The following is a 22,861-nucleotide window of genomic DNA, read 5'->3' on the forward strand; positions in this document are numbered from 1 at the left end:
GCGTGTCTCCGAGCACCGAAGCGGAGCGACCTTCAACTCGTAAGCATCGGAGCGCAGGAAACGGGCGTCGGATCGCCGCCAGCGAAGCATCAAAGGATGCCTCTCAAAAGCCTGACTGGAAATGGGGGCTGGTGAGCGAGAGTGCCGCGCAGCGGCACGCCCGTCGTGGGTTTCCGAGCACCGAAGCGGAGCGACCTTCAGGTCGTGAGCATCGGAGCGCAGGAAACGCGCGTCGGATCGCCACCAGCGCGCATTTCCAGTCAGGCTTTCAGGCGCCGGCTATTCCGTGGCCTACCATATCGATCGGCCGCACCAGACGGTCGAACGTTTCCGCATTCACCAGCCCCGATCGCAAGGCCGCGTCGCGCAGCGACAGATCATGCTCCATCGCGTCATGCGCGATCGCCGAGGCCCGGTCGTAACCGATGGCGGGCGTCAGCGCTGTCACCAGCATCACCGATCCTTCGACATAGCGGCGAATCCGCTCGAGATTCAGTTGCGTCCCCTCCACCGAGAAGGTCCGGAACGACCGGCAGCCATCGGCCAGTATGCGCAGGGAATGCAGCACGTTCGCGATCACGACCGGACGCATCACGTTCAGTTCGAATTGCCCCTGACTGCCCGCGAAGGCCACAGCGGCATCGTTGCCCAGAATCTGGGTACAGATCATGACCATGGCCTCGCACTGGGTCGGATTGACCTTGCCCGGCATGATCGACGACCCCGGCTCGTTCGCCGGCAGGGACAGTTCCGCCAATCCGCATCGCGGACCGGAGCCCAGCCAGCGCATGTCGTTGGCGATCTTCATCAGCACCACGGCGCATCCGCGAATGGCGGACGACACGCGCACCATCGCATCCAGCCCGGCAAGGGCTGCGAATTTATTGGGCGCGGTCACGAACGCAGCACCGGTCAGTTCCGCCAGCCGGGCCGCGATCGCCTTCCCGAAACCCGCCGGCGCGTTCAGCCCGGTTCCCACCGCCGTACCGCCGGCCGCCAGCTCCAGCGCGCTTTCACGCGCGGCCTGCACGGCACGCATGGCATCGCGAATCTGATGCGCCCAGCCCGACCATTCCTGACCGACCGTCAGCGGCACCGCATCCTGCAGGTGGGTGCGGCCGACTTTCACGACATCCTGCCATTCGCGTGACCGGGCCTCGATCAACCCGGCCAGCGCGTCCAGTTCCGGCAGCAGGCCCGCATCGATCCCGCGCACCGTCGCCACATGCATGGCGGTGGGAAAAGTGTCGTTGCTGGACTGCCCCATATTGACATCATCATTGGGGTGAATCGGCTTCTGGCTTCCCGGCTCGCCACCCAGCAACTGGATCGCACGATTGGCGATCACCTCGTTGACGTTCATGTTGGTCTGCGTACCTGACCCGGTCTGCCAGACGAACAATGGAAAATGCGCGTCCAGCCGCCCGTCCGCGACCTCGTCCGCCGCCTGCATGATGGCGGCAGCCTTCCAGTCGGGCAGGCGCCCGGCCTCCTGGTTCACCAACGCCGCCGCCTTCTTCACCAGACCATAGGCCCGGCAGAGTTCCAGCGGCATGCGGTCGGTGCCGATCGAAAAATGAATCAGGCTGCGCTGCGTCTGCGCCCCCCAATAGCGGTCGGCCGGCACCGGCAGCGCGCCCAGCGCGTCATGCTCCTGCCGCTCGCCCTGCGCATTCAGGCCGATCGGCAGATCGGAATGCAGTCGGTATTCGGACATGTCGTCATCCTCCGTCACGTCAGATCACGTCGCCACGACCGGCATATCCGGCCAGCCGTCCGCGGCACGGTGCCACCCCGACCGACTCACCGTCCACCGAATCCCCCATCACCAATTCGGCATGAATCGCAAGCATCCCGCCTGTCGGAGACTGTCTTGGAACCCATGGGTCAGTGCGCGTCGTTTGCACTGGGCAATGCCCGCCAACCCGCCTTCTCCGAACGCCCCCGAAACCGCCAGAAAGAAAAAGGGCGGCACGTCCATGACGTGCCGCCCCTTTCCAATCAACGCTTGTTCGCCTGCGGCGCGATACGCCGGACGTTACTGGCCGCGCGCGGCTGCCAGACGGGCCAGACGCACCTGCTTGCGCGCTTCGCGCGCCTCACGCCATGCGTCGACCGCCGTGCGATCCCCTTTCGCCATGCGGCGGCCGGTTCCACGCTGCGGCGTCGGCGCGGCCTTGGCGGCAACCGCCTTCTTGGCCGGTGCCGGCGCCTTGGCACCCTTGGCCGGAACCTTCCCGGCCTTGGCAACGGTCTTCGCGGTGGGCTTCGGCGCGGCCTTCTTCACGGCGGCCTTCGCCGGAGCCTTGGCCACCGGCTTGGCGACGTCCTTCGGCGCGGCCTTCCGGCCAGCGGACGCCTTGGCCTTCACGGCAGTCGCCTTCACTTCGGGCTTCGGCGCTTCCTTGACCGACTTCGTCGTGGCCTTGCGCGCTTTTACCGAAGCCGGCTTCGCTTCCACGACCACGGCGGCACGGGCCTTCGCACCCCGCTTCGGGGCCTCGACCGGCGCAACGGCAACCGCTTCCTTCCGACGGGCCGGAGCCTTGGCAGGCACCACCGGCGCCACCACGACAGCGGCCTTGCGCGTCGTGCGGGCCTTGGCAGCAGGCTTCTTGGCCGTCGCGGCAACCGACTTGGCGGGCTTGCGGGGCGACGTCACAGCTTCTTCCGCAACGGGGCCGACCTTCAGCGCCGTGCGCGGCGTTCCACGACGCCGCGCGGGCGCAGGCGGAACCGGCGCAGCAACGGGCTCGACCGCCACCTTGGCCGCCTTGGCAGCGCGCGTGCGACGCGCCGGCTTTTCCTCGGCCTTGGCCGCGACGGGGGCCGGCGCGACAGGGACCGTTTCAATCTTGGGTGCGGCGGCCTTAGCCTTCCCGCGGCCGCGCTTCGCAGGCGCCGCCTCGGGCGCCGACGGCGCGGTCACCACGGTCTCGACATCCTTGCGGGACGTCCGGCGCCGGGTGGGTTTCGTCTCATCACTCATTATGGGTGCAACCTTTCGTTGTCTTGATGACCGACAGTCCGTCCGGAGCCGGTGCGCCATGACGGCGTGATCGGAAACCGGAATTCTGAAAGACCGTTTTCATTCCCCGCCATCGTCGATGGCCTGCCTGGGTGTCGGGTAAAAAAAATATCTTTCTTCTTCGGCATCATCTCGGCGTTGTGGCCGCCTCTGTCAAGTCAAAGCATTAACCGAGCCTCGTTTTTTCTTGCAGAACGCCGAAACGCACCACGCCGAAGCAGAACACTGAACATGTTAAAATCAATTTTTTCTTTATTATTTAATAGATTTTGCAAAAGTCAAAAAATTTCTCGGTTCTTCCGCCATGTTCGTCGCGACAGTCGACATGCCAGGCCCCGATGCCGCGAAGGGCGGCCGGATTCCCGCGTCGCACCGGCCGGGGATGGGTGAGACGGGAAATCGTCCATGCCGTCTGGCGATTTCCCGGCGCCCTCCGACCGGCCACCCGATCCCCGAAGAACCCGCAAGCCGCGAGATTTCGAAATTCGTCGAACGAACGGGCATGAGTACCATCGCTGGAGTCATGGGTCCGGCTATCGCGCGATGTCCCCCTCCCCGAAGCGAAAGCGATCATATCGCCCCCTGATTCCGGGAGAATCGCACCATGGCTGCCAGATAAAAAACGGTCGCCAGGAAGGCCTGCATCGGGACATGCCCGCCATGCGGCTGTCGAATGCACGATCGTGACCCGTTCGAAGACGGCATGTCGTGCTCCACCTTTCCCGTTCACCCGGCTTTCACGATCATCGGCAGTCCGGCCACCATGAAGACAACCCGCCGCGCCGCGCATGCCACGGCCTGGTTCAGCCATCCGGCCTCATCCCGAAAGCGCCTGCCCAGCGGCGTCTCCGGCACAATACCCAGCCCCACCTCATTGCTTACCAGAACGGTCGGAGCCGACCGCCGTGCCAAAACCCGCAACACCGCACCCGTCTCGGACGCGATATCGCGTTCCGCCAGCAGCAGATTGGTCAACCACAGGGTCAGGCAATCCACCAGCACCGGCGCCTGGCCGGCTTCCTCGAGCGCACCCGCGAGGCCCAGAGGCTCTTCGACCGTCTGCCAGCCGACAGCACGATCCTCCCGATGCCGCTCGATCCGCGCTTGCATTTCCTCGTCCCACGCGCGGGCGGTGGCGATATAGATCCAGGGTGCCGGCACGGCCATGAGCAGTTGCTCGGCATGCCGGCTCTTTCCCGAGCGAACGCCACCCAGCACCAGCGTACACTCCGTGCGCGCCTCCGTTTCCACCGATGCCATCCTGTTCATCTCCTTATGTCTTGCACCCGGGCGCATAACGCCACACAAGAACCACCATGCAAGTCCATCCCCAAGCCACCACGATTTTTTCAAGCATGGCCGACCTGCACGCCGCATGCGTCGATCTGCCGCCGCCCGACCACGCGGCTTCACAGGCCATCGCGGCGCGCGAGGCCATATTGACGAAGCCGGCCGGCAGCCTGGGCCGCCTGGAAGAGCTCGTTGCGTGGCTGGGAGCGTGGCAGGGGCGCGCAACGCCGAGCCTGGAACGCGTGCGGATCGTGATCTTCGCCGGGAATCACGGGGTCGTTCGGCAGGGTGTCTCCCCCTGGCCCGCCAGCGTCACCGCCCAGATGGTCGGCAATTTTTCCGCCGACGGGGCCGCGATCAACCAGCTTGCCCACATCGCGGACGCTACCCTGACCGTGATACCGATGGCGGATCTGGCACCGACCGAGGATTTCACCCTCGCCCCCGCCATGACCATTCCGGCCTTTCTGGATGCCGTCACGGCCGGTTACGCGGCGGTCGATGCCAATACCGACCTGCTGTGTCTGGGCGAAATGGGAATCGGCAACACGACGGCTGCCGCCGCGCTGGCGGCGGCGCTGTTCGGCGGCACCGGCCGCGACTGGGCGGGCCGTGGCGCCGGACTGGATGCGGACGGGGTGGCGCACAAGGCCGCGATCATCGACATCGCCCTGGCGCGTCACGCCACATGCTGCGACGACCCGCTGGTGGCGGCGCAAACCCTGGGTGGCTATGAGATGGCGGGCATCATGGGCGCGGTGCTGGCGGCGCGGCATCGGCGCATTCCGGTCCTGCTCGATGGCTTCGTCTGCAGCGCCGCCGCGGCACCGCTCCGGCGGCTGAACCCGATGGGATTGACCCACACCAGCCTGTCGCACCGCTCGGCCGAGGCCGCCCATCACGCGCTGGCAGGTTTTATGGGCCTGAACCCGCTGCTGGATCTCGGCCTGCGGCTGGGCGAAGCCTCGGGTGCCGCGCTTGCCGTGCCGCTGCTGCGGGCGGCACTGGCCTGCCACACCGGCATGGCCAGCTTCGCCGACGCGGGCGTCAGCGAGCGGACATGATCTGGCCGGCCCGGTGCCGCTCCGATCTGGCGGCCGGTATCGGCCTGCTGACGCGGCTGCCCGTGGGCTGGCTGTCCACGGACGCTGCCGGGATGGATCTGGGCCGTTCGGTATGGACATGGCCGCTGGTGGGCCTGGCCCTGGGGGCCATGGGCGGCCTGGTGCTGGGCGGTCTGGCGTCGGTGGGGCTGGACCGCCACCTGGCCGCCGCATGGGCGGTGGCACTGCAGATCCTGCTGACCGGCGGCCTGCATGAGGACGGGCTGGCAGACACGGCCGACGGTTTCGGCGGCGGCCGGGACCGGGAACGGAAGCTGGCGATCATGCGCGACAGCCGGATCGGCAGTTACGGCGCCCTGGCCTTGGGCATGGCCCTGCTGATCCGGGTGACCGCGGCGGCGGCAGCCCCCCACCCTGCCATCGCGATGGCCCTCGCCGGCGGGCTGGGCCGGGCCGCGATGGCCGGCCTGTCCGCGACCATGAAGCCGGCCCGGCAGGACGGGCTGGCCGCCACGCTGCCCGGCATCCCGCGCCCGGCATTGGCGGCCTGCCTGCTGATCCCCCTGGCGGCCGCGCTGCTGCTGCTGCCGGTCGGCAGAGCGTTTCAATCCTGCGGTGCCGCGGCGCTCGCGGCCATCTTGTTCGGGCGCCTGACGCGACAGCAGATCGGCGGCCTGACGGGCGACGTCCTGGGTGCCACCGCCATCGGCGTCGAATGCTGCATCCTGACCCTGCTGAGCATCGCCGCCGCGCCGGCCTGACCGGTAACCAGGCGGGCCCATCACATACGCATGATTGCCCTTCCCCCTGCTTGTGCCGGTATCCGGCCGCACCAGATCCTTCTCAGAGCCTGATTGCCAGATACGCGCCGGTGACGATCCGGCTGGTGTTTCCAGACAGGCTGCACGGCGCACGCAATCCGCGCGCCAGGATTCTGTTGGAAGGAAAACAGGTCATGGACAATAAACGCCTGGCCGGAATCCCCGGCGAAGATGCCGCGAGCAAGACCCGGCAGGTCATCGGCGGCGTTATCGTGGTGGCCGTGCTGGTCGCCGCGATCATCGTCAGCATCCTGGTCTCCCCGACGATTATCCCTCCCCACTGAAACGGCAGTGAAGGGCCCGGACGGGTAACGGCCCCGGCACAGCTTCCCAAACGGGTTCCGGTTCAGGCATGATCCGCCGCACCGGAACCCGCCGGAATCCCACCGAGGACCCGTGTGACACGTGACGACTTACCTGTATCTCGCCACGGCCATCATCGCCGAAGTCTTTGCGACATCATCCCTTAAATATACGGCCCAGTTCACCCGGCCCTTACCCACGCTGCTGACCTTCGGCGGGTACGGGGTGGCGTTCTTCTTCCTGTCGCTGACCCTGCGGGTGATGCCGACAGGCATTGCCTACGCCATCTGGTCGGGCGCAGGCATCGTGCTGATCTCCGCCATCAACTGGATCTGGCTGAAACAGCGCCTTGACGCCCCGGCTTTGGCCGGCATGGCGCTGATCATACTGGGCGTCGCCGTCATCAACCTGTTCTCCCGCACCACCGGGCACTGACGCGGCGAGGCCGGCAGATGACCGTCAATGAACCTGCAACTGGGCCCGCGCCTCGCCAGCAGGACGGGCGGCGGTATGCAGGTTGACATAGACACGGCCCGCCCGCAGTTCCTTGACCTGCTCCGGCGTCAGGACCACGGCGCCACTGAGCGGGCTGGTATAGGGTCCCTGGATCGGCGCCAGCACGCCGGCATCCTGGCCCGGATCGGCCGGACCATGGAAATGGGCCGCAACGACGGCACCGCTCAGTCCGCGCCATGTGATGCGATAGGTCACCATGTTCCGTTTTTCGTTCAAGGTGCCCGTCACGCTTCCCGTCGGGTGATCGTTCGCGCCAGCCACGGGGACGAATTCGCCCGTCACCTGCAGGGTTCGCCCCTCGGCCACGGCGATGGATGACGCGATCGGCGCGGCCAACAGCAGGCCGCCGAACAGCAGGGAACAACGCATGATCCCGATCTCCATTGAAACAGACAGGTTGAACACGAACCCGCCGGACGCGGCGCTGGTCCGCGCGTCCGGTCCGGGCATCATGCCGCCAGTCAGATATCCAGACCAGCCGACCGGTTCAGGGCCGACAGATCCGGATCGATCCGCGTATCGACAAATCGCGCGAGCTGAATGCCACAGGCAACAAGCAGAACCGACGCCAGGCTCATCATTCCCAGATAGACCATTATGCCCTCCTGATGAAAACCAATCCGATCGTGTCTGCAATGGCCGCCTCCTGTGCTCGAATCATGGCAAGAGGCAGGCTTTTTTTCAGCATGGGTCGCCGTCCAGGCGGGGCGAACCGGGCCCATCCGCGTTTCTATACGCGCGCGAACAGATATTCCCGTTAACTTAATAAGACGCGCGGGTGACAACGCCCCAACGTCCGATAACGGCATAAGGTTGCGCCGCCATGCTGCCGCCTGTCCATTTGCCCAAGGGCTGGACAGCCACCTGCCGCCACCACACATCATGCAGGTGGCACCCCAAGGGAATCCCAGCCATGTCCCGCTTTGCCGATTATGACGACCGCCCGACCGACGCCGACGCCGGCAAGCACGAACAGGCACGCCGCCTGGCCGAAGCCGCCCTGAAGGCCGAGGACGAAGGCGATCAGGCCCGCGCCGACGATCTGTTCGCCGAAGCCGACCGCACCGACCCGCAGGCGGTGGAAAATGTCCTGATGGAATGGCCCGACCATCCCCGCGCCAGACGACACGCGCGCCGCTGATGCCGCTCGGCCGCGAGGCCCGGATACAGGAAACGCGCGTCGGATCGCCGCCAACGCGCCTTCCAGCCTCTTAAGGCGTATGTGGGCCGGCGTCCTCGGCATTGCGGCGCAGCAGCGCCGCCCCTTCCGCCACCGCGTTCCAGGCCGCCTGGGCCAGCGCCTTGCGGCTGGGGAAGGCATCGGGATCGAGCGGCGGGTGCAGGATCACGCTGGCACGCATCGAGCGCCACTGCGCCAGCTGCCAGACATGCGGTGCCAGATCCATGTCGCCATACCAGGAAAAGACGGGCCGGCGATGACGATTGACGTTCAGCCCGTCCAGCCGGTCATAGACCAGCGACACGGGCTGGATCAGCGGTGCCATGCCGGGCGCATAGGTCAGCAGCGGCGGGTCGGTCTCGGCTCCCTTGCGCAGCGGCGGCATCTTGGCGATGGCGAAGAAGGCCGACATGAAGGGCAGCACACGCATCCCGTCCGACGACGTCCCTTCGGGGAACAGGACCAGATTGTCGCCCCCGATCAGGCGGCTGACCATTTCGTCGCGCTCGCGGCCGGTCGTGCTGCGCTGCCGGCTGACAAAGATCGTCCGTCCAATGCGCGAGACGGTGCCCATGATCGGCCAGGCGCCGATATCGCCCTTGGCCACGAACACCGATGGCAGGACCGTGCCCAGGACCGGCACATCCAGCCACGAGCAATGGTTTGACACATAGATCACCGGACGTTCGCCGCGCGCGCGCGCGCGCGCGCCGCCTACCGTGCCGGCCCGGGTGCCGATCACGCGGATATCCATCGAGAGCAGCCGGCACAGCACGCCCCAGATCACGCGCGTCCAGCGGATCTTCGCCGTGCCGGGCACCAGCAGCAGCAGGGCCTCGAACGAGACCGATGTCGGGACCCAGACCGCGATCGCCAGCAGGCGTGCCGTCGCCCGCAGGCGCGCCGACAGGCGGCTGCCCGTCGGGACCGGGGGGCTCTGGACGTCGGTGCAGGACATGTCGGGCCTGGCAAGACCCCGGGTCGGTGCTGGCCGGCGCGCGCTCATGGACAGGGGGCCCGATCGGAAACAGGGCGATACAGGATACGGCGAGGAACGAACTTCATGAACCGATCATAACCGGGTTGGGAGCCTGCATCAAAAAAGCCCCGCTCGGGGCCGCCTGACAGCGGTCATGCATCACCAATCGGACGCCATGTCAATGAAGGGCCGCCAGCCCGCCCTTCATCACATGGCCGACAGATCGGCAAACAACCCCGGCGATCCCGCGTTGAAACGACGTGGACGCGCCAACAGGGGCACACGCAATACGGAGGGTCATCATGTCGAACGACACGAAACCGACGCCGCCCAACCCGGACAAAAAGAAACCGCATCCCCCCACCGAGCAGGAGGAAGCCAATCTGGACGAGGAACTGAAAGACAGTTTCCCCGCGAGTGACCCGCCATCTTCCGGTCACACGAATTCGCACTGAACGCGACCGGCTGGGGACCAGGGATGCGGGCCCGCGGAAATACCGCTCCCTGCGCCCGACGCATGCCGAACATCCCACGTTCGTGATGCCCTGCCCCCTGCGCGGGGCTCCCGTCGATCCCCATGTCAGAGACTGGGTCACCGCCCCCTCCCGCATTGCCGTCATTTCGCGAAGCCGGCGGTCGACCCCTCCCGGAGAGGAAGATGGGAAGAAGGGAGATTGTCCATGACGACAGCATATTCAGGCGTGGCCGGCGGCTCCGAGCGAGCATCCGTCCCCTCCCCGCCAGCAGGGCCACCGGAATGGGCGGCCTATCTTGAGGCCCTCCTGGCCGGCGGCGAACCGCGCAATGGCTACGAGGCCCTGCTGCACCGGGCAGCCGATATAGGATTATACGACGTGGTCCGCTCCTGGGGCATGACCGACACCCCGATGCCGATCGACAAGATGACGACCCGCCTCCTGCTCCCTGCGGAGATGCTGGTCGCCATCACCCGCGAGACGGCCTGGAGCGAGGATGAAACCCTGGCGGTCCTGACCACCGAACTGCCCCTCGCGGTCCGGCGGCACAGTACCCGACAGCGTTTCAACCGCTTCGGCCATACCGGCTGCCATGGCGAAGACCCGGTGCGCCGATAAGAGGCTGTTTCAAACAGGGTCTCAGTAGCCGCGTCGGCGATCGACGAGCCCCACCGGCACTTCGCCCCGTTGCAGCCGCTGCAGGTTCTCGATGACCTGTGCAGCGGCGCTGGCCGGGGTCGTATCGCTGGCCACATGCGGTGTGATGGTGACGCCGGGATGGTCCCAGAACGGATGATCCACGGGCAGCGGCTCCCGCGCCGTAACGTCCAGGATCGCGTGGGACAATTGACCGCTCGCCAGGGCATCGAGCAGATCCTGCTCCACCAGATGGCCGCCACGCCCGCAATTCACCAGCGCCGCCCCGCGCGGCATGGCGTTGAAATGGGCGGAGCAGAGAATATCCCTGGTCTCCTCGGTCAACGGCAGCAGGCAGATCAGGATATCGGTCCGCGCCAGGAAGGGCTGAAGCCCCTCGGCGCCGGCAAAGCATTTTACGCCGTCGAGCGCATGTGCCCCCCGGCTCCATCCGGCGCAATCGAATGCGAACAGGTGCAGGCGTTCCAGCAAAGCGCGCCCCAGCACGCCCAGCCCCAACACCCCGACCCGCCGGTCACGGGCCAGCGTATGCGGCAGGCGCGTCCATTCATGGGCAGATTGCTGGCGGCGATAGGCCGGGATCTGCCGATGCAGGGCCAGCGTCGCCCAGGTTCCGTATTCCACCATCATCCCGGTCAGCGCCGGATCGACGATCCGCACCAGGCTGACGGTGTCCGGCAGGTCCAGCGACAGGAACTGGTCCACCCCGGCACCTTCCGAGAAGACGACCCGCAGATTCGGAAAACGCTGCACCAGATCGGGCGGCGCCTTCCAGGTCAGCAGCGCGGTGATCTCCGCCGGGTCGCCGCATTCGGGCCACAGCCGCACATCCAGATCGGGGGCCGCCTGATGCAGCGCCTTACGCCAGGCTGCCGCCCGGTCGGGTGAAGTTCTGACAAGCAACGCCATTTCATTCCATCCCGCGATGAGCCCGGCCGGGACATCGGCGCCGGAAACCCATGATGTTATGGGCTCCCTTCCCCTTTCCCGGCAAGCGTCTCCGCTATGGTCACGGCGCCTCCAGTTCCAGGGCGAATTGCGTGCCGGACGCGGCGGCCTCCTGACTGTCGAGGTTGGACAGCGTCACCCCCAGCAGACGCACTCCCCTTTCAGGTGGAAAGAACGGACGCATCAGCCCCGTCGCAATCTCCCGCAGGTCGGCACGGGAAGATATCGGAGAGGGAAGCGAACGGGCCCGGCCGGTATGGCGGAAATCGGCATAGCGGATCTTCACCGTCACCGTGCGCCCGCTCAGCCCGCGCCTGCCGCTGGCTTCCCACACCCGGTCGACCAGCGCGTCCAGCACCGCCAGCGCCTGGTCCCAATGATGGATATCCTGCTCCAGCGTGCGTTCGGCGCCGATGGATTTGCGCTTGCGGTCGGGTTCGACCGGCCGCTCGTCCAGCCCGCGCGCAATGCCGTGGTAGAACGCGGCGGCACGGCCGAAATGGCGCGCCAGACGCTCCATGTCCCATTCCCGCAGGTCCAGGCCGGTGCGAATGCCCAGCGCATGCATGCGCGCCGCCGTGGCGGGGCCGATGCCGTGAAAGCGCTCGACCGGCAGGCCCTCGACAAAGCGCGGCCCCATGCGCGGCGTGATGACATACAGCCCGTCGGGCTTGCGATGGTCCGATGCCAGCTTGGCGAGAAACTTGTTGTAGGACACGCCGGCCGATGCCGTCAGCCCGGTCTCCGCCCGGATCGCAGCCCGGATTTCCTCAGCGATCGCGGTGGCGGAGGGGTGCGCGACCAGCGGTACGGTGACATCCAGATAGGCTTCGTCGAGCGAAAGCGGCTGGATCAGCTTCGTATAGCGGGCGAAAATGGCGTGGATCTGGGCCGAAACCGCCCGATAGACATCAAAACGCGGCGGCACGAAGAGCAGTTCGGGGCATTTGCGCCGCGCGGTGACCGACGGCATGGCCGAGCGCACACCATATTGCCGCGCCTCGTAACTGGCGGCGGCGACCACCCCGCGCTGCCGGCTGCCCCCAACGGCCACCGGCCGGCCCCGCAAGGCCGGGTCGTCCCGCTGCTCGACCGACGCATAGAAGGCATCCATATCGACATGGATGATCCGCCGGATGACAGCCTCCCCCTCTTCCTGCCGCACCATGTCCGTTCAGCCGTGCGGGCCGGAAGCTACCCTGGGGGCTGCCCTGGGGGCCGCCCCGGCACGCGGCCGGAGCGGAAGCGTCAGGCTCAGTTCTTGTTGCAAAACACTTTCTTGACCACGAAGGCCAGCGCCGCAACCAGACCCACGGCCAGGATTCCCTTCACGCAGGGGGACTTGATCTTACATTTCGTCGGACATTCAGCCATCGGTCTCACTTCCTTGAATGCGACAGCCGAGGCGCACATGCCCCGGTGCCTGCCGCATTTTATGCGCCTCGTCTTCCCCCTGACTAGTGCCAACAATCCGGAATTTTCCAGATTTCAGATTGTTAACATCAGACAAATCAATATTTTAGCGAACTTCCCCGCCCCAAAATTCACCCCTGCAATGCAGAGGCTGGACATTACCCCGCCAGCGGATGGACCCTGTCGCACACTGTCGGATCGCCGTCCGGCGCGTAGGGCAGGCCCAGCACATCATGCAGGTAATCGCGCGTGGCGCGGCAGACGGCATCCGGAGTGCGCGAGCGCAGCGGCGAGGCGATGACATGGCTGTCGGCCTGCGGAAAATCCACCTGCCGCCGCAGGGCGACCGGCGTACCCAATTGCCCGAACATCCGCATCATCGCCGGCACCTCGACCGTCGGGTCGGTATGCGCCGGATCGCGGTCGTAATACCCCAGAAAGACCGGCGCCGTGACCTGGCGAAACACCGGTTCGACCATCCGCCCGCGCGTCAGCTGGGCCAGGGCGACATAACCGTCGACATGCACGTCCCCCGTCCAGACCGGCCCCAGCGCGGCGGCATGCGTCACGTCATGGCCGTGATTGTGGAACAGCCACATCAGCTGCAATCCCCACGGCCAGAACAGCGGGCCCAACTGGTTCCCCCGTTCGCGCACCAGCGGCGACCACAGGACCAAGCCGGCCAGCGCATGCGGAAAGCGCGCCGCCAGATCCAGCGCCAGGGCGCCACCGGTGGAGGCGCCAATCACCACCACCCTCTCGCCGATCGCGCCGCCAATCGCCAGCGCCCGCGCCGCCCCCTGCGCCAGGCGCTCCGCCGTCAGGCCACGCATCGCGTCCAGCGCCTGCAACCCATGGCCCGGCAGCCGCGCCAGATAGAGGTTGCAGCCGAACAGGCGGGCGAGATCCGTGTGGACCGGCGCCCCCTCCCCCTGGCTGGCAGTGAAACCATGCAGATAGACGATGGCGCAGGCGGTGCGCGCGGGGTGCGCCGGATCGGCCCATACGATCCGCGCCCCGGTGCCGGGTCGCAGCGGGCCGGCCGCCGCTTCGCCGGCCGCGATCTCGGCCTCGAGCGTGGCAGGATCGGAGGGCATTGACGGCAAACCGACCGTACCGGTCCACGGCCGCACGCGCGGCCCCAGCCCGATCGCCAATCCCAGCATCCCCGCCAGCAGAACGGCCCGCCACCCCATCATCGCCCGCATCCCGCGCCGTATCCCGACATATGAGCCCTATACCGAAATTTGCCTGATAAAATAGAGTGTTGTTTTTGTAATTACGAATATTGCCCCGTTCTCCTTTTTTCCTGCATACTCTCCGGCGGCAATACGGAACCGTTACCCCCCAGGATCGCAATATTTTGTTTACCGTGCATGAGCCTCCGGGAAAGACGCGCCATTCGTTATTTCGCCGCCGAAAAATTCCCGCATGGCTGATCTTCCTGCCCTGTACCGCAGCATTTCTGGCGGGGGCGCCCCCATCCGCGCGCGGTCAGACGATCCCCACCACGCTGTATGATGCCGCAAGCGGCCTGACGAATATTTCCATTATGTCGGCGATGCAGTTGCCGACGGGCCAGATCATTGCGGCGACCCAGCATGGCTTTTACTTTTTCGACGGCAGGCGTTTCGTTCCCTTCGGCCCGGAACAGGGCCTGCCGGCCGCCGGCGTCGGGGTCGCCGCCGCACAGACCGGCGACGGAGACCTGATCCTGACCTATGCCGACATGATCTATGTCGCGCACAATCTGTCTGCCGCCGCATCGCCCGACCGGCTGCGCTTCCAGCCCGTCGATAACGGGCGCTCGCTGGGGCATGACAGCCACCGCCGGATCATGCCGTGGCGTGGCGGCCTGGTCGTCACCGACCGCGACCGCCTGCTGTTCATTCACAAGGAGGGCGCCCGCGAACGCATCAGCCTGCTGGCCAGCACGCTGGGCATGCAGGGCGATCCGCTGACCGATGTGACGGCCCTGCATGAAGATGGCGACACACTGTGGATCGGCACCAGCAACGGGCGCCTGTGCGCCGTATCCGGGCCCGACCTGCACTGTCCATCCCTGCCGTCCCTGGCGGAGCCTCGCGGGCTGGGAGCAATCACCCAGGACCGCGACGGCACATTGCTTGCGCGGACCCTGCATGAACTCGTCGTCGTTCCACGCGGCCCAGCGGCCCCGCATGTCGAAACGATCCCTCACGCGGGCCGCCAATATGAAAACTACCAGCATCTGCTGACCATGTCCTGGTCCCCCCAGGGCGCGCTGATCACACAGGCCGACAACGACGAACTGGCTATCCGCACCGGCGGAACCTGGAAGACCGTCACCCTGGATGGCGAACTCTCCAATTCGCCGCTGACAGCCTTGCTGTTCGACCAGCAGGGGGCCCTGTGGATGGGCAGGATGGGATACGGCCTGGCCCGTGCGGGCGGATTTGGGACCTTCGAGACCTTCAGCCGGCGCGACGGCCTGGCGAGCGACGTCATGTGGCAGATGGCCCGGCAGCCTGGCGGTCCGCTCTGGATCGCTTCCGACACCGGCATCAGCGCACTGGATACCCGTACCAATACGGTCGTCCGCACCATTGGGCAGGCCGGATTCCACATTGCCGCCGACCGTCATGGCGGCATCTGGCAGGCCGGGCCGGAGGGCGTGGTCTACCACGACGCGCAGACGGACTGGCAGCGCGACCATGCGATCAAGCGGGTCAACCAGATCCTGATCGGCCGTGGCGACGACATATGGCTGCTGTCGGATCACGGAGCATGGCTGGCCGACGCCGCCCGGCGCGATCAGGAGCCCGTGCCCGTTCCCGGCCTGGATGGCTCCTATGTCACGGGGCTGATCGACGCGGCCGGCACGGCATGGCTGGTCGAAAGGGGGCGGCTGGTCGCCCGGCACGCCGACGGTACCATGGCAATCATGTTGCCCAAATGGACGCTGGCGACCTTCGCCCCCTACGTGATCGCCATGCAGGACGACCATCACCTGTGGATCGGCGGCCAGGGCGGCCTCTATCGGCTGACGCATGATGGCGACCGGGTCCAGGATCTGACATTCTGCGACCCGGCCGTGATCGGCAACAACATGCTGTACAGCCTCGTGATCGACCGGCATGGCCGGGTCTGGGCCGGTTCGGATCGGGGCGTGAACGTCTTCGACGGAAAACGCTGGGTCACGATCACCGAGGCCGACGGGCTGGTCTCCAACGATCTGGACCAGGACAGCCTGCTGGAGGATGCGGACGGATCGATCTGGATCGGTACCAGCCGGGGCCTCTCGCATCTCCTTCGGCCGGAGGCGCTGCTGACCGATATCTCCCCGCAACCGGTCATCACCGCCATGGCCCTGGGCGAACATCCCTATTATGGCGGACGGGCTGCCTTCAGCCGCGCGCCCCTGCGCGTGACCTTCGGCACGCTGGACTATCGCGACGCGCCGCGCCTGCGGTTCCGCTACCGGCTGGAAGGCGCGGACGAAAGCTGGAACGAGACCGCCGAAGGATCGGTGCGCTATCCGTCGGTGCCGCCCGGCTCCCATCGCTTCATGCTGATGGCCTTCGATCCGGACCGCCATCAGCAATCCGCGATCGTGACCGCCCGCATCACCATGGCCCATCCCTGGTGGGATGGCTGGGCCGTCCGCGGCCTCGCGGCCGTTTGCCTGCTGCTGGCCGGCTACATGGCGTGGCGCATCCGCGTCGGGCTGCTGATCAAGCAGCGCCGGAAGCTGCAATCGATCGTCGACCGCCAGACCCAGGAAATCCGGGCCGCCCACCAGGCGCTGATCGAACAGTCGCGCCTCGACAGCCTGACGGGATTGCTGAACCGGGGGGCGATCCAGTCCCTGCTGCAATCCAGCCTCGCCGAGCTGCCGGCCGCCACGCCGCTGATGGCGGGACTGATCGACGTCGATCATTTCAAGCAGATCAATGACCGATGGGGACACCTGACCGGCGATGACGTCCTGACCGAAATCGGCAGCCGCCTGCGCCAGGGACTGAGCGGGGGCGATGCGGCCGGCCGCTATGGCGGCGAGGAGTTCCTGGTCGTGCTGATGGGCGAGAGCGCGACACTGCCGCACATGCAGGCGCTTTGCCACACCCTGGGCGCGATGCCCGCGACCGTCGGCACGCCCGACCTGGTGGTCACGGTCAGCGCCGGCATCGCCCTGGCCTGCGCGAACGAGACCTGGCAGAGCCTGATCGAGCGCGCCGACAAGGCGCTCTACCGCGCCAAGGCCGAGGGACGCAACCGGGTGATCCAGGCCCCCTGACGCGCGTCCGCGCCGTCTTTCAGCCCGCCCGGCCGTCCGCCCGCAGCAGGGCCTCCGCCAGCCATGGCCCCGCCTCTGTTGTGCTGCCCGGGCAGGCCATCTCCAGCAGGGTCACCCCTTCAACGATCGACAGCAGGGCGGCGGGCGGACAGGGGCGATCCGGGTCGGGGATCAGCCTGGTGCCGATCCAGGCCGTCCAGTCGGCGACCACTTTCTTCGCAACCATGTCGTACGGCGCCTCACCAGCGGCGGCGCGCGCGATCACGTCGGTCCACACCCGCATGAACGGCATCACCACCGGGTCCCGCCCCAGCATCAGGACCTGGCCCAGGAATGCACCCGGCGAAACCGGCGGCCCCGCGCTGTAGGCTTGGAGCAGCACGGACAGTTTCTCGCCGATGCGCGCCAGCACGCCAGTCACCAGCGCATCCTTGCTGCCGAAATAATAGATCAGCATCCGGTCGCTGGTGCCCACCCGCCGCGCCAGGCCGCGCAGCCCCATCGTGCCCAGCCCCTCGCGCAGCACCAGTTCGGCCGCCGCCTCCGCCAGGGCGTCGCGCCGCCCGGCCCGGTCGGGGGTCGCGGAATCATCACTCATGAAATTCTCTCGGAAAGAATACGATTTCGCATTGAAGCGGCCGCTACACAGCGATAATGTAGCACTCGCTTCATGGAAGGTGAGACAGCAATGCTCCGCTTGAATCAGATCATCATCTGCTCCGTCGTGGCGTTCCTCTTCTGGGCTCTGGCCACCCTGTTCGTCCATACCCTGCCCGGCAGCCTGTATGGCATGCGCGGCAATATCGGCTTCGTGACCAGCATCCCGGTCGCGCTGCTCAGCGTCTGGCTTGTTTGCCGCCTGGCACGGCTGGAAGGCAACCAGATCCTCTCCGGCTGCCTGTTCATCATGGCCGACGCCATGCTCTACGATGCCATCGCCCTGCGCTGGTTCCCCACGCTCTACGCGGCCGACGACCAGACCTGCCGCCTGGCCTCGGCGTGGCTGCTCTGGGGCTACGGCATCAGCGCCTGGGGCGCCCTGCTGCTGGGCCTGTGGCGCGAACGGGCGGCTGCGCGGGCGTAAGGTCGGGCTCCCCCTCCCTTGGCTTTCCATCGCCCGTCCCGGCCGATGGAACCCTTGCGAACTCCGCCGGAACGCAATGATGGGACAGTAGTCGGGCGCGAGGCGAGCGCATCAGCCAAATGCGCCACCGCCGAATTTGGCGATCCGCAATCAGTTATTCGAAGACGGGAGCCAGGCGTTGCACGGCGCGTTCATATCGGAGATGCGGGAGCACCATCTCGGCATACCGAATCCCAATGAAGGTCCCCTGCTGTCGGACCGTCTGCAAGCCGCCTATGACGCCGTTATCGCCGAGGCCGCAGCACCATCCCCCTGAGGGAGACGAGACCATGCCCAGGTTCATCACGATCGGATATGGCGACCCGGCAGACTACCACCGCACGCCCCGCTCCGTCAGGGACGCCGCCCATATCGAGGACGCGAAACTGAGGTCCGAAGGCGCGGTGATCGGGATCGCCGGCGCACCGGTGCAGGTCCGCAATCCAGAAGCCCGCGGCATGGAAACCCGCGATGGGCCATTCATGTCGTCCGCCTTGCCGATCGCCGGATTCGCCCTAATAGAGGCCGCCGACCTGGCCGAAGCCATCGAAAAGGTTTCGCACGTACCCTGCGCGGTGGCACACGGCGTCGTTGAAGTCTGGCCATTGAAAGAGACATCCTGATCTCAGCCGCGGCTTGTTCAGCAGGCCGCGTATCGGAGTCCTCCCGCGTCCCGAACTCCGCTCACAGCAGAGCAGCGGGCGAGCGCCGTCTCTTGTGCAGGCTTTTTTACAGCCTGGGGACAACGCCCCGCGACAGACGCCCCAATCAGTGTCCTTCCCCCACCAACGGATAATGACACGCCACCTCACGCCCGTCCGGCAGGGCGCGCAGCCCCGGCGGATCGACGCGGCAACGGTCGCGCGCCACCGGGCATCTCGTATGAAACCGGCAGCCGGGCGGCGGTGCAATCGGGCTGGGCACGTCGCCGCGCAACGGCGGCGGCAGCCCTTCGGTACGCACCACCGGCTCCGGCACGGCGGCGATCAGGGCGGCGGTGTAGGGGTGGGCCGGGCGATGCAGCACAGCGTCGGCCTCGCCCAGTTCGACGATCGCGCCCAGATACATCACCGCAACCCGGGTCGAAATCTGCCGCACCACCGCCAGATCATGCGCGACGAACACATAGGTCAGCCCCAGCCGGTCACGCAGATCCATGAACAGGTTCACGATCTGCGCCTGGATCGACACGTCCAGCGCCGCCACGGGCTCATCAGCCACCACCAGCCGGGGTGACAGCGCCAGCGCGCGGGCAATGTTGATGCGCTGCCGCTGGCCGCCGGAAAATTCGTGCGGATAGCGCGTCAGCGCCGCCTGCGGCAGGCCCACCAGATCCATCAGTTCCGCCAGCCGGGCCGCGATATCTGCCCGGCTGCGCCGCCCGCCGCCAGGGGCGGGATGCACGCGCAGCGGCTCGGCCACCAGGTCGCCGACCCGGCGGCGCGGGTTCAGCGCCGCGTAGGAATCCTGAAACACCATCTGCATGTCCTGCCGCAGCGGGCGCAGGCGCCGTTCCGGCAGGGTGGTGATGTCGGTACCGTCGAAGACGACGCGCCCCGCACTCGGTTGCACCAGTCGCAGCAGGCAGCGGCCGAGCGTCGATTTGCCGCAGCCGGACTCGCCCACCAGCCCCAGCACCTCGCCGGGCCGCACCGAAAGCGACACGCCGTCCAGCGCGCGCAGCACCTGCCCGCGCCCGACCCGATAGGTCATACGTAAATCCTGCGCCGCAATCAGCGGAGAGGGAGAATCGACCGGCAGACGGGTCATGCGCTCATCTCCGCAACGAAACGCGGCGGCAGCGGGCGCCCCTCCGCCGGCAGCACACAGGCAACATCCTGCACCCCACTGGCGACCAACGCCGGCCGCACGGCGCAGGCCTCATGGGCATAGGCACAGCGCGGCGCGAAGGGGCAGCCGGCCGGGCGCTCGGCGGGGGCCGGCGGGCTGCCGGGAATGGACGGCAGACGCGCCGGGCGCGGCCCATGCAGCGGCGGAATCGAATCCAGCAGCGCCGCCGTGTAAGGGTGTCCCGGCTGCGCGAACAGCGCCCCGGTCGGCCCGCGCTCGGCAACCAGCCCGCTATACAGCACCAGCGTCCGGTCACAGGTTTCGGCCACCACGCCCATATCGTGGGTAATCAGCAGCACCGAGGACCCGTATTCCCGACGCAACCCGCGCAACAGATCCAGGATCTGGGCCTGCACCGTCACATCCAGCGCGGTCGTCGGCTCGTCGGCAATCAGCAGGGCCGGATTGCAGGACAGCGCCATCGCGATCATCGCCCGCTGACGCAGGCCGCCGGAAAGTTGGTGCGGATAGCGCCCCGCCACCCGTTCCGGGTCCGGCACGCCCATGTCACCCAGCAGGCGCACGGTGCGCGACCGGGCATCGGCTCGCGAGATCTTCTGATGCACGCGGATCTGCTCGTCGATCTGCCGCCCGACCGTATAGACCGGGGTAAAGGCGGTCATTGGGTCCTGAAAGATCATCGCGATCTCACGCCCGCGCAGCGCGCGATAGGCCCGTGGCGCCAGCCCCACCAGTTCGCGCCCGCGAAAACGCACCGACCCGCTGACGCGCGCCCCCGGCACGTCGATCAGCCCCATGATCGCCAGCGAGGTCACGCTCTTGCCCGACCCGGACTCGCCTACAATGCCCAGGATTTCCCGCGCACCCAGCGTAAAGGATACGGATTCGACGATCGGCACCAGCCGCCCGCCGATCGGCAGCGCCACCGTCAGGTCGCGCACCACCAGCAGCATGTCAGCGTCCATCACGCACTCTCGGATCCAGCAGAAGATACAGCATGTCCACGACGGCATTGGCGATCACGACGAACACCGCCGAATACATCACCGTGGCCATGATCAGCGGCAGGTCCAGGTTCGACAGCGCCTGATAGGTCAACCGCCCCACCCCCTGCAGGCCGAACACAACCTCGGTCAGCAGCGCACCGCCGCCGACCAGTTGCGCGAAATCCAGCCCGAACAATGAGACAAAGGTGATCATCGACGTGCGCAGCCCATGCACCAGCAGCACCCGCGCCGGCGACAGGCCCTTGGCACGCGCGGTGCGCATGAAATCCTCGCTCTGCACCGCCACAAGATCGGCGCGTAATACGCGGCTGTAGATGCCCACGAACAGCACCGCCAGCGTCAGCCACGGCAGCGCGAGCGCGCGGAACCAGCCCAGCGGGTCCTCGGTCAGCGGCACGTAGCCCAGCCCCGGCACCCAGGAAAACAGCCAGCTCTCGTGATAGCGGCTCTGCGTCACCAGATTCACCACCTGCCCCAGCCAGAAGACCGGGATCGAAATCCCCACCAGCCCCAGCATCATCAGGCCGCGATCCACCCAACTGCCGCGCAGCGCCGCCGCAATCACGCCCATGACCACCGACAGCACAACCCAGATCACGGCAGCGCCCGAGACCAGCGACACCGTGACCGGCGCAGCTTCCAGGATCTCCGGTACCACTTTCTGCCCGCGATTGACGTAGGATGTCAGATCCCGCGTGACGAACAGCTTTTCCATCATCCGCGCATATTGCACCGGCAAGGGCCGGTCGAACCCGTATTCCACACGCACCCGCGCCATCGTCTCGGGCGAGGCATTGCGCCCGGCAATGCGCGCCGTCGGGTCTGCGCCCGGCGTGGCGAAGAAGACCAGGAACACCAGGACCGAAATCCCGACCAGCACGAACAGCGTCTGGCCCAGACGCCGCAGAACCGCCATCACCATCACGCGCGCTCCCGTCCGCTGTCGCGCACATCCAGCGCGTCGCGCATGCCGTCCCCCAGCACATTCAGCGCCAGCACCACGATGACGATCGCAAGCCCGGGCGCGATGGCCACCATCGGGCGCGTATAGATCAGCCCCTCGCCATCCTCGATGATCGTGCCCCACGACGCCCCCGGCGCCTGCACGCCGATCGAGAGGAACGACAGGGCGGATTCCGCCATCATCGCCAGCGCCATCATCAGCGGCGCCAGCACCACCAGCGTCCCGGTGACATTGGGCAGAATGTCGCGCAGCACGATGCGATAGCCCGGCACCCCCAGCGCCCGCGCGGCGGTGACAAATTCCGCCCGCCGCAGCGACATCACCCGCCCGCGCACCGGCCGCGCCGCATAGGGCACATAGACCAGCGCGATGATGCAGATCGGGATCAGCAGATTATCGCTGGCGATGGCAACCGGCCCCAGCTTCAATCCCTGGCTGACGGTGACGATGGAAAGCGAGATCGCGAACAGATAGACCGGCACCGCCCACATGATGTCCATGATGCGCGACAGCACCGCATCGACGATCCCCCCGGCATAACCCGCGACGATGCCCACGATACCCGCCAGCACGATGCACAGCGCGGCGGCACAGAAGGAAATCAGCAGCGACGTCCGCCCGCCATACAGCAGCCGCGCCGCCAGATCGCGCCCCTGGCTGTCCGCCCCCAGCAGGTCGGCCGAGGCATGCCAGGTCGGGCCGATGGGCGACAGGCCCAGATGCAGCGGATTGTCGTTGGGCTGCATGATGTCGACACTGCGCCCGTCGATCGTCACCGATCCCGCGACGTTGGAAGTGAACGGATCGGTATGCGCCACATCGCGCGCATAGACCGGCGCCAGCAGACATGCCGCCGTCACCGCCAGCAGCACCGCCAGCGCCACCATCGCCGCACGGTCGCGCGCCAGCCGCCGCCCGGCGCGGCGCCACGGCCCGGCAGGCCGAGGCGCGGAATGGGACGAAGATGCGGTCGGCGCTGTCATGGGGAAAACCTTCTCACAGCC

General features: G+C 67.0%; 24 protein-coding genes. 10 read left to right on the forward strand and 14 right to left on the reverse strand.

The window, feature by feature from the left end; all coding sequences use genetic code 11:
* Window positions 1-268 precede the first annotated feature (268 nt).
* From fumC to cobU, 3 genes are all read right to left on the reverse strand, one after another.
* Window positions 269-1,717 (reverse strand): class II fumarate hydratase, encoded by a 1,449-nt coding sequence (gene fumC, locus HLH35_RS01425; RefSeq protein WP_182977422.1) that lies wholly within the window; start codon window positions 1,715-1,717, stop codon window positions 269-271.
* A gap of 321 nt (window positions 1,718-2,038) precedes the next feature.
* The gene (locus HLH35_RS01430; RefSeq protein WP_182977423.1) at window positions 2,039-2,989 is read right to left on the reverse strand and encodes a hypothetical protein; all 951 of its coding nucleotides are present in this window, start codon (window positions 2,987-2,989) and stop codon (window positions 2,039-2,041) included.
* 765 nt (window positions 2,990-3,754) lie between these two features.
* Window positions 3,755-4,288 carry a bifunctional adenosylcobinamide kinase/adenosylcobinamide-phosphate guanylyltransferase gene (gene cobU / locus HLH35_RS01435; protein WP_246384751.1) on the reverse strand — a complete coding sequence of 178 codons (534 nt, stop codon included), beginning with the start codon at window positions 4,286-4,288 and terminating at the stop codon, window positions 3,755-3,757.
* Between the two features lie 95 nt (window positions 4,289-4,383).
* On the opposite strand from cobU, the gene cobT reads away from it, so the two are divergent.
* From cobT to HLH35_RS01455, 4 genes are all read left to right on the forward strand, one after another.
* Complete coding sequence (gene cobT / locus HLH35_RS01440) at window positions 4,384-5,382, forward strand: nicotinate-nucleotide--dimethylbenzimidazole phosphoribosyltransferase (RefSeq protein ID WP_246384752.1); 999 nt, start codon at window positions 4,384-4,386, stop codon at window positions 5,380-5,382.
* Window positions 5,379-6,143 (forward strand): adenosylcobinamide-GDP ribazoletransferase, encoded by a 765-nt coding sequence (gene cobS / locus HLH35_RS01445; protein WP_182977426.1) that lies wholly within the window; start codon window positions 5,379-5,381, stop codon window positions 6,141-6,143. Before cobT ends, cobS begins: the two co-directional genes overlap by 4 nt.
* Before the next feature lie 110 nt (window positions 6,144-6,253).
* Window positions 6,254-6,487 (forward strand): hypothetical protein, encoded by a 234-nt coding sequence (locus HLH35_RS01450; RefSeq protein ID WP_182977427.1) that lies wholly within the window; start codon window positions 6,254-6,256, stop codon window positions 6,485-6,487.
* 121 nt (window positions 6,488-6,608) lie between these two features.
* Complete coding sequence (locus HLH35_RS01455; protein ID WP_182977428.1) at window positions 6,609-6,941, forward strand: SMR family transporter; 333 nt, start codon at window positions 6,609-6,611, stop codon at window positions 6,939-6,941.
* A gap of 24 nt (window positions 6,942-6,965) precedes the next feature.
* Here HLH35_RS01455 and HLH35_RS01460 read toward each other — a convergent pair whose 3' ends face one another.
* Window positions 6,966-7,475 carry a CHRD domain-containing protein gene (locus tag HLH35_RS01460; protein ID WP_408870078.1) on the reverse strand — a complete coding sequence of 170 codons (510 nt, stop codon included), beginning with the start codon at window positions 7,473-7,475 and terminating at the stop codon, window positions 6,966-6,968.
* 8 nt (window positions 7,476-7,483) lie between these two features.
* Window positions 7,484-7,618: a hypothetical protein gene (locus HLH35_RS20120; protein ID WP_275943759.1), complete on the reverse strand. Its 135-nt coding sequence runs from the start codon at window positions 7,616-7,618 to the stop codon at window positions 7,484-7,486.
* 317 nt (window positions 7,619-7,935) lie between these two features.
* On the opposite strand from HLH35_RS20120, the gene HLH35_RS01465 reads away from it, so the two are divergent.
* Window positions 7,936-8,163 carry a hypothetical protein gene (locus HLH35_RS01465; protein WP_182968385.1) on the forward strand — a complete coding sequence of 76 codons (228 nt, stop codon included), beginning with the start codon at window positions 7,936-7,938 and terminating at the stop codon, window positions 8,161-8,163.
* A 70-nt stretch (window positions 8,164-8,233) separates the two neighbouring features.
* Here the strand turns inward: HLH35_RS01465 and HLH35_RS01470 are convergent, their stop codons facing one another.
* Window positions 8,234-9,160 carry a lysophospholipid acyltransferase family protein gene (locus HLH35_RS01470; RefSeq protein WP_246384753.1) on the reverse strand — a complete coding sequence of 309 codons (927 nt, stop codon included), beginning with the start codon at window positions 9,158-9,160 and terminating at the stop codon, window positions 8,234-8,236.
* A gap of 323 nt (window positions 9,161-9,483) precedes the next feature.
* On the opposite strand from HLH35_RS01470, the gene HLH35_RS01475 reads away from it, so the two are divergent.
* The gene (locus HLH35_RS01475) at window positions 9,484-9,636 is read left to right on the forward strand and encodes a hypothetical protein (RefSeq protein ID WP_182977430.1); all 153 of its coding nucleotides are present in this window, start codon (window positions 9,484-9,486) and stop codon (window positions 9,634-9,636) included.
* Between the two features lie 225 nt (window positions 9,637-9,861).
* Window positions 9,862-10,275, forward strand: coding sequence for a hypothetical protein (locus HLH35_RS01480; RefSeq protein ID WP_182977431.1), 414 nt, complete (start codon window positions 9,862-9,864; stop codon window positions 10,273-10,275).
* Between the two features lie 21 nt (window positions 10,276-10,296).
* Here the strand turns inward: HLH35_RS01480 and HLH35_RS01485 are convergent, their stop codons facing one another.
* The 3 genes from HLH35_RS01485 to HLH35_RS01495 form a co-directional block, all read right to left on the reverse strand.
* Window positions 10,297-11,223 (reverse strand): 2-hydroxyacid dehydrogenase, encoded by a 927-nt coding sequence (locus HLH35_RS01485; protein WP_182977432.1) that lies wholly within the window; start codon window positions 11,221-11,223, stop codon window positions 10,297-10,299.
* Between the two features lie 100 nt (window positions 11,224-11,323).
* The gene (gene dinB, locus HLH35_RS01490; RefSeq protein ID WP_182977433.1) at window positions 11,324-12,430 is read right to left on the reverse strand and encodes a DNA polymerase IV; all 1,107 of its coding nucleotides are present in this window, start codon (window positions 12,428-12,430) and stop codon (window positions 11,324-11,326) included.
* A 403-nt stretch (window positions 12,431-12,833) separates the two neighbouring features.
* On the reverse strand, window positions 12,834-13,874 hold the full coding sequence (locus tag HLH35_RS01495; protein ID WP_182977434.1) for an alpha/beta hydrolase: 1,041 nt from the start codon (window positions 13,872-13,874) through the stop codon (window positions 12,834-12,836).
* Between the two features lie 173 nt (window positions 13,875-14,047).
* Between HLH35_RS01495 and HLH35_RS01500 the strand changes: the two genes are divergently transcribed.
* Entirely contained in the window at window positions 14,048-16,951 is a 2,904-nt protein-coding gene (locus tag HLH35_RS01500) for a diguanylate cyclase domain-containing protein (RefSeq protein ID WP_338029270.1), read from the forward strand.
* Between the two features lie 19 nt (window positions 16,952-16,970).
* On the opposite strand, the gene HLH35_RS01505 is transcribed toward HLH35_RS01500, so the two are convergent.
* Window positions 16,971-17,549: a TetR/AcrR family transcriptional regulator gene (locus HLH35_RS01505; protein WP_182977436.1), complete on the reverse strand. Its 579-nt coding sequence runs from the start codon at window positions 17,547-17,549 to the stop codon at window positions 16,971-16,973.
* A gap of 90 nt (window positions 17,550-17,639) precedes the next feature.
* Between HLH35_RS01505 and HLH35_RS01510 the strand changes: the two genes are divergently transcribed.
* Together HLH35_RS01510 and HLH35_RS01515 are read left to right on the forward strand one after the other, a co-directional pair.
* A complete protein-coding gene (locus tag HLH35_RS01510; RefSeq protein ID WP_246384754.1) occupies window positions 17,640-18,035 on the forward strand; it encodes a DUF5367 family protein in 396 nt (131 codons plus the stop codon).
* Between the two features lie 329 nt (window positions 18,036-18,364).
* Window positions 18,365-18,697 carry a YciI family protein gene (locus HLH35_RS01515; protein ID WP_182977438.1) on the forward strand — a complete coding sequence of 111 codons (333 nt, stop codon included), beginning with the start codon at window positions 18,365-18,367 and terminating at the stop codon, window positions 18,695-18,697.
* A gap of 145 nt (window positions 18,698-18,842) precedes the next feature.
* On the opposite strand, the gene HLH35_RS01520 is transcribed toward HLH35_RS01515, so the two are convergent.
* The 4 genes from HLH35_RS01520 to HLH35_RS01535 are packed head-to-tail and all read right to left on the reverse strand — an operon-like array spanning window position 18,843 to window position 22,840.
* A complete protein-coding gene (locus HLH35_RS01520) occupies window positions 18,843-19,844 on the reverse strand; it encodes an ABC transporter ATP-binding protein (protein ID WP_182977439.1) in 1,002 nt (333 codons plus the stop codon).
* Entirely contained in the window at window positions 19,841-20,851 is a 1,011-nt protein-coding gene (locus HLH35_RS01525; protein WP_182977606.1) for an ABC transporter ATP-binding protein, read from the reverse strand. The genes HLH35_RS01520 and HLH35_RS01525 overlap by 4 nt, the downstream gene beginning before the upstream one ends.
* Window positions 20,841-21,815, reverse strand: a complete 975-nt coding sequence (locus tag HLH35_RS01530; protein ID WP_182977440.1) for an ABC transporter permease — start codon at window positions 21,813-21,815, stop codon at window positions 20,841-20,843. Before HLH35_RS01530 ends, HLH35_RS01525 begins: the two co-directional genes overlap by 11 nt.
* On the reverse strand, window positions 21,815-22,840 hold the full coding sequence (locus HLH35_RS01535; RefSeq protein WP_182977441.1) for an ABC transporter permease: 1,026 nt from the start codon (window positions 22,838-22,840) through the stop codon (window positions 21,815-21,817). Before HLH35_RS01535 ends, HLH35_RS01530 begins: the two co-directional genes overlap by 1 nt.
* Window positions 22,841-22,861: the final 21 nt, after the last annotated feature.

It is taken from the genome of Gluconacetobacter asukensis, assembly GCF_014174375.1.
GTDB classification, from domain to species: Bacteria; Pseudomonadota; Alphaproteobacteria; order Acetobacterales; family Acetobacteraceae; genus Gluconacetobacter; species Gluconacetobacter asukensis.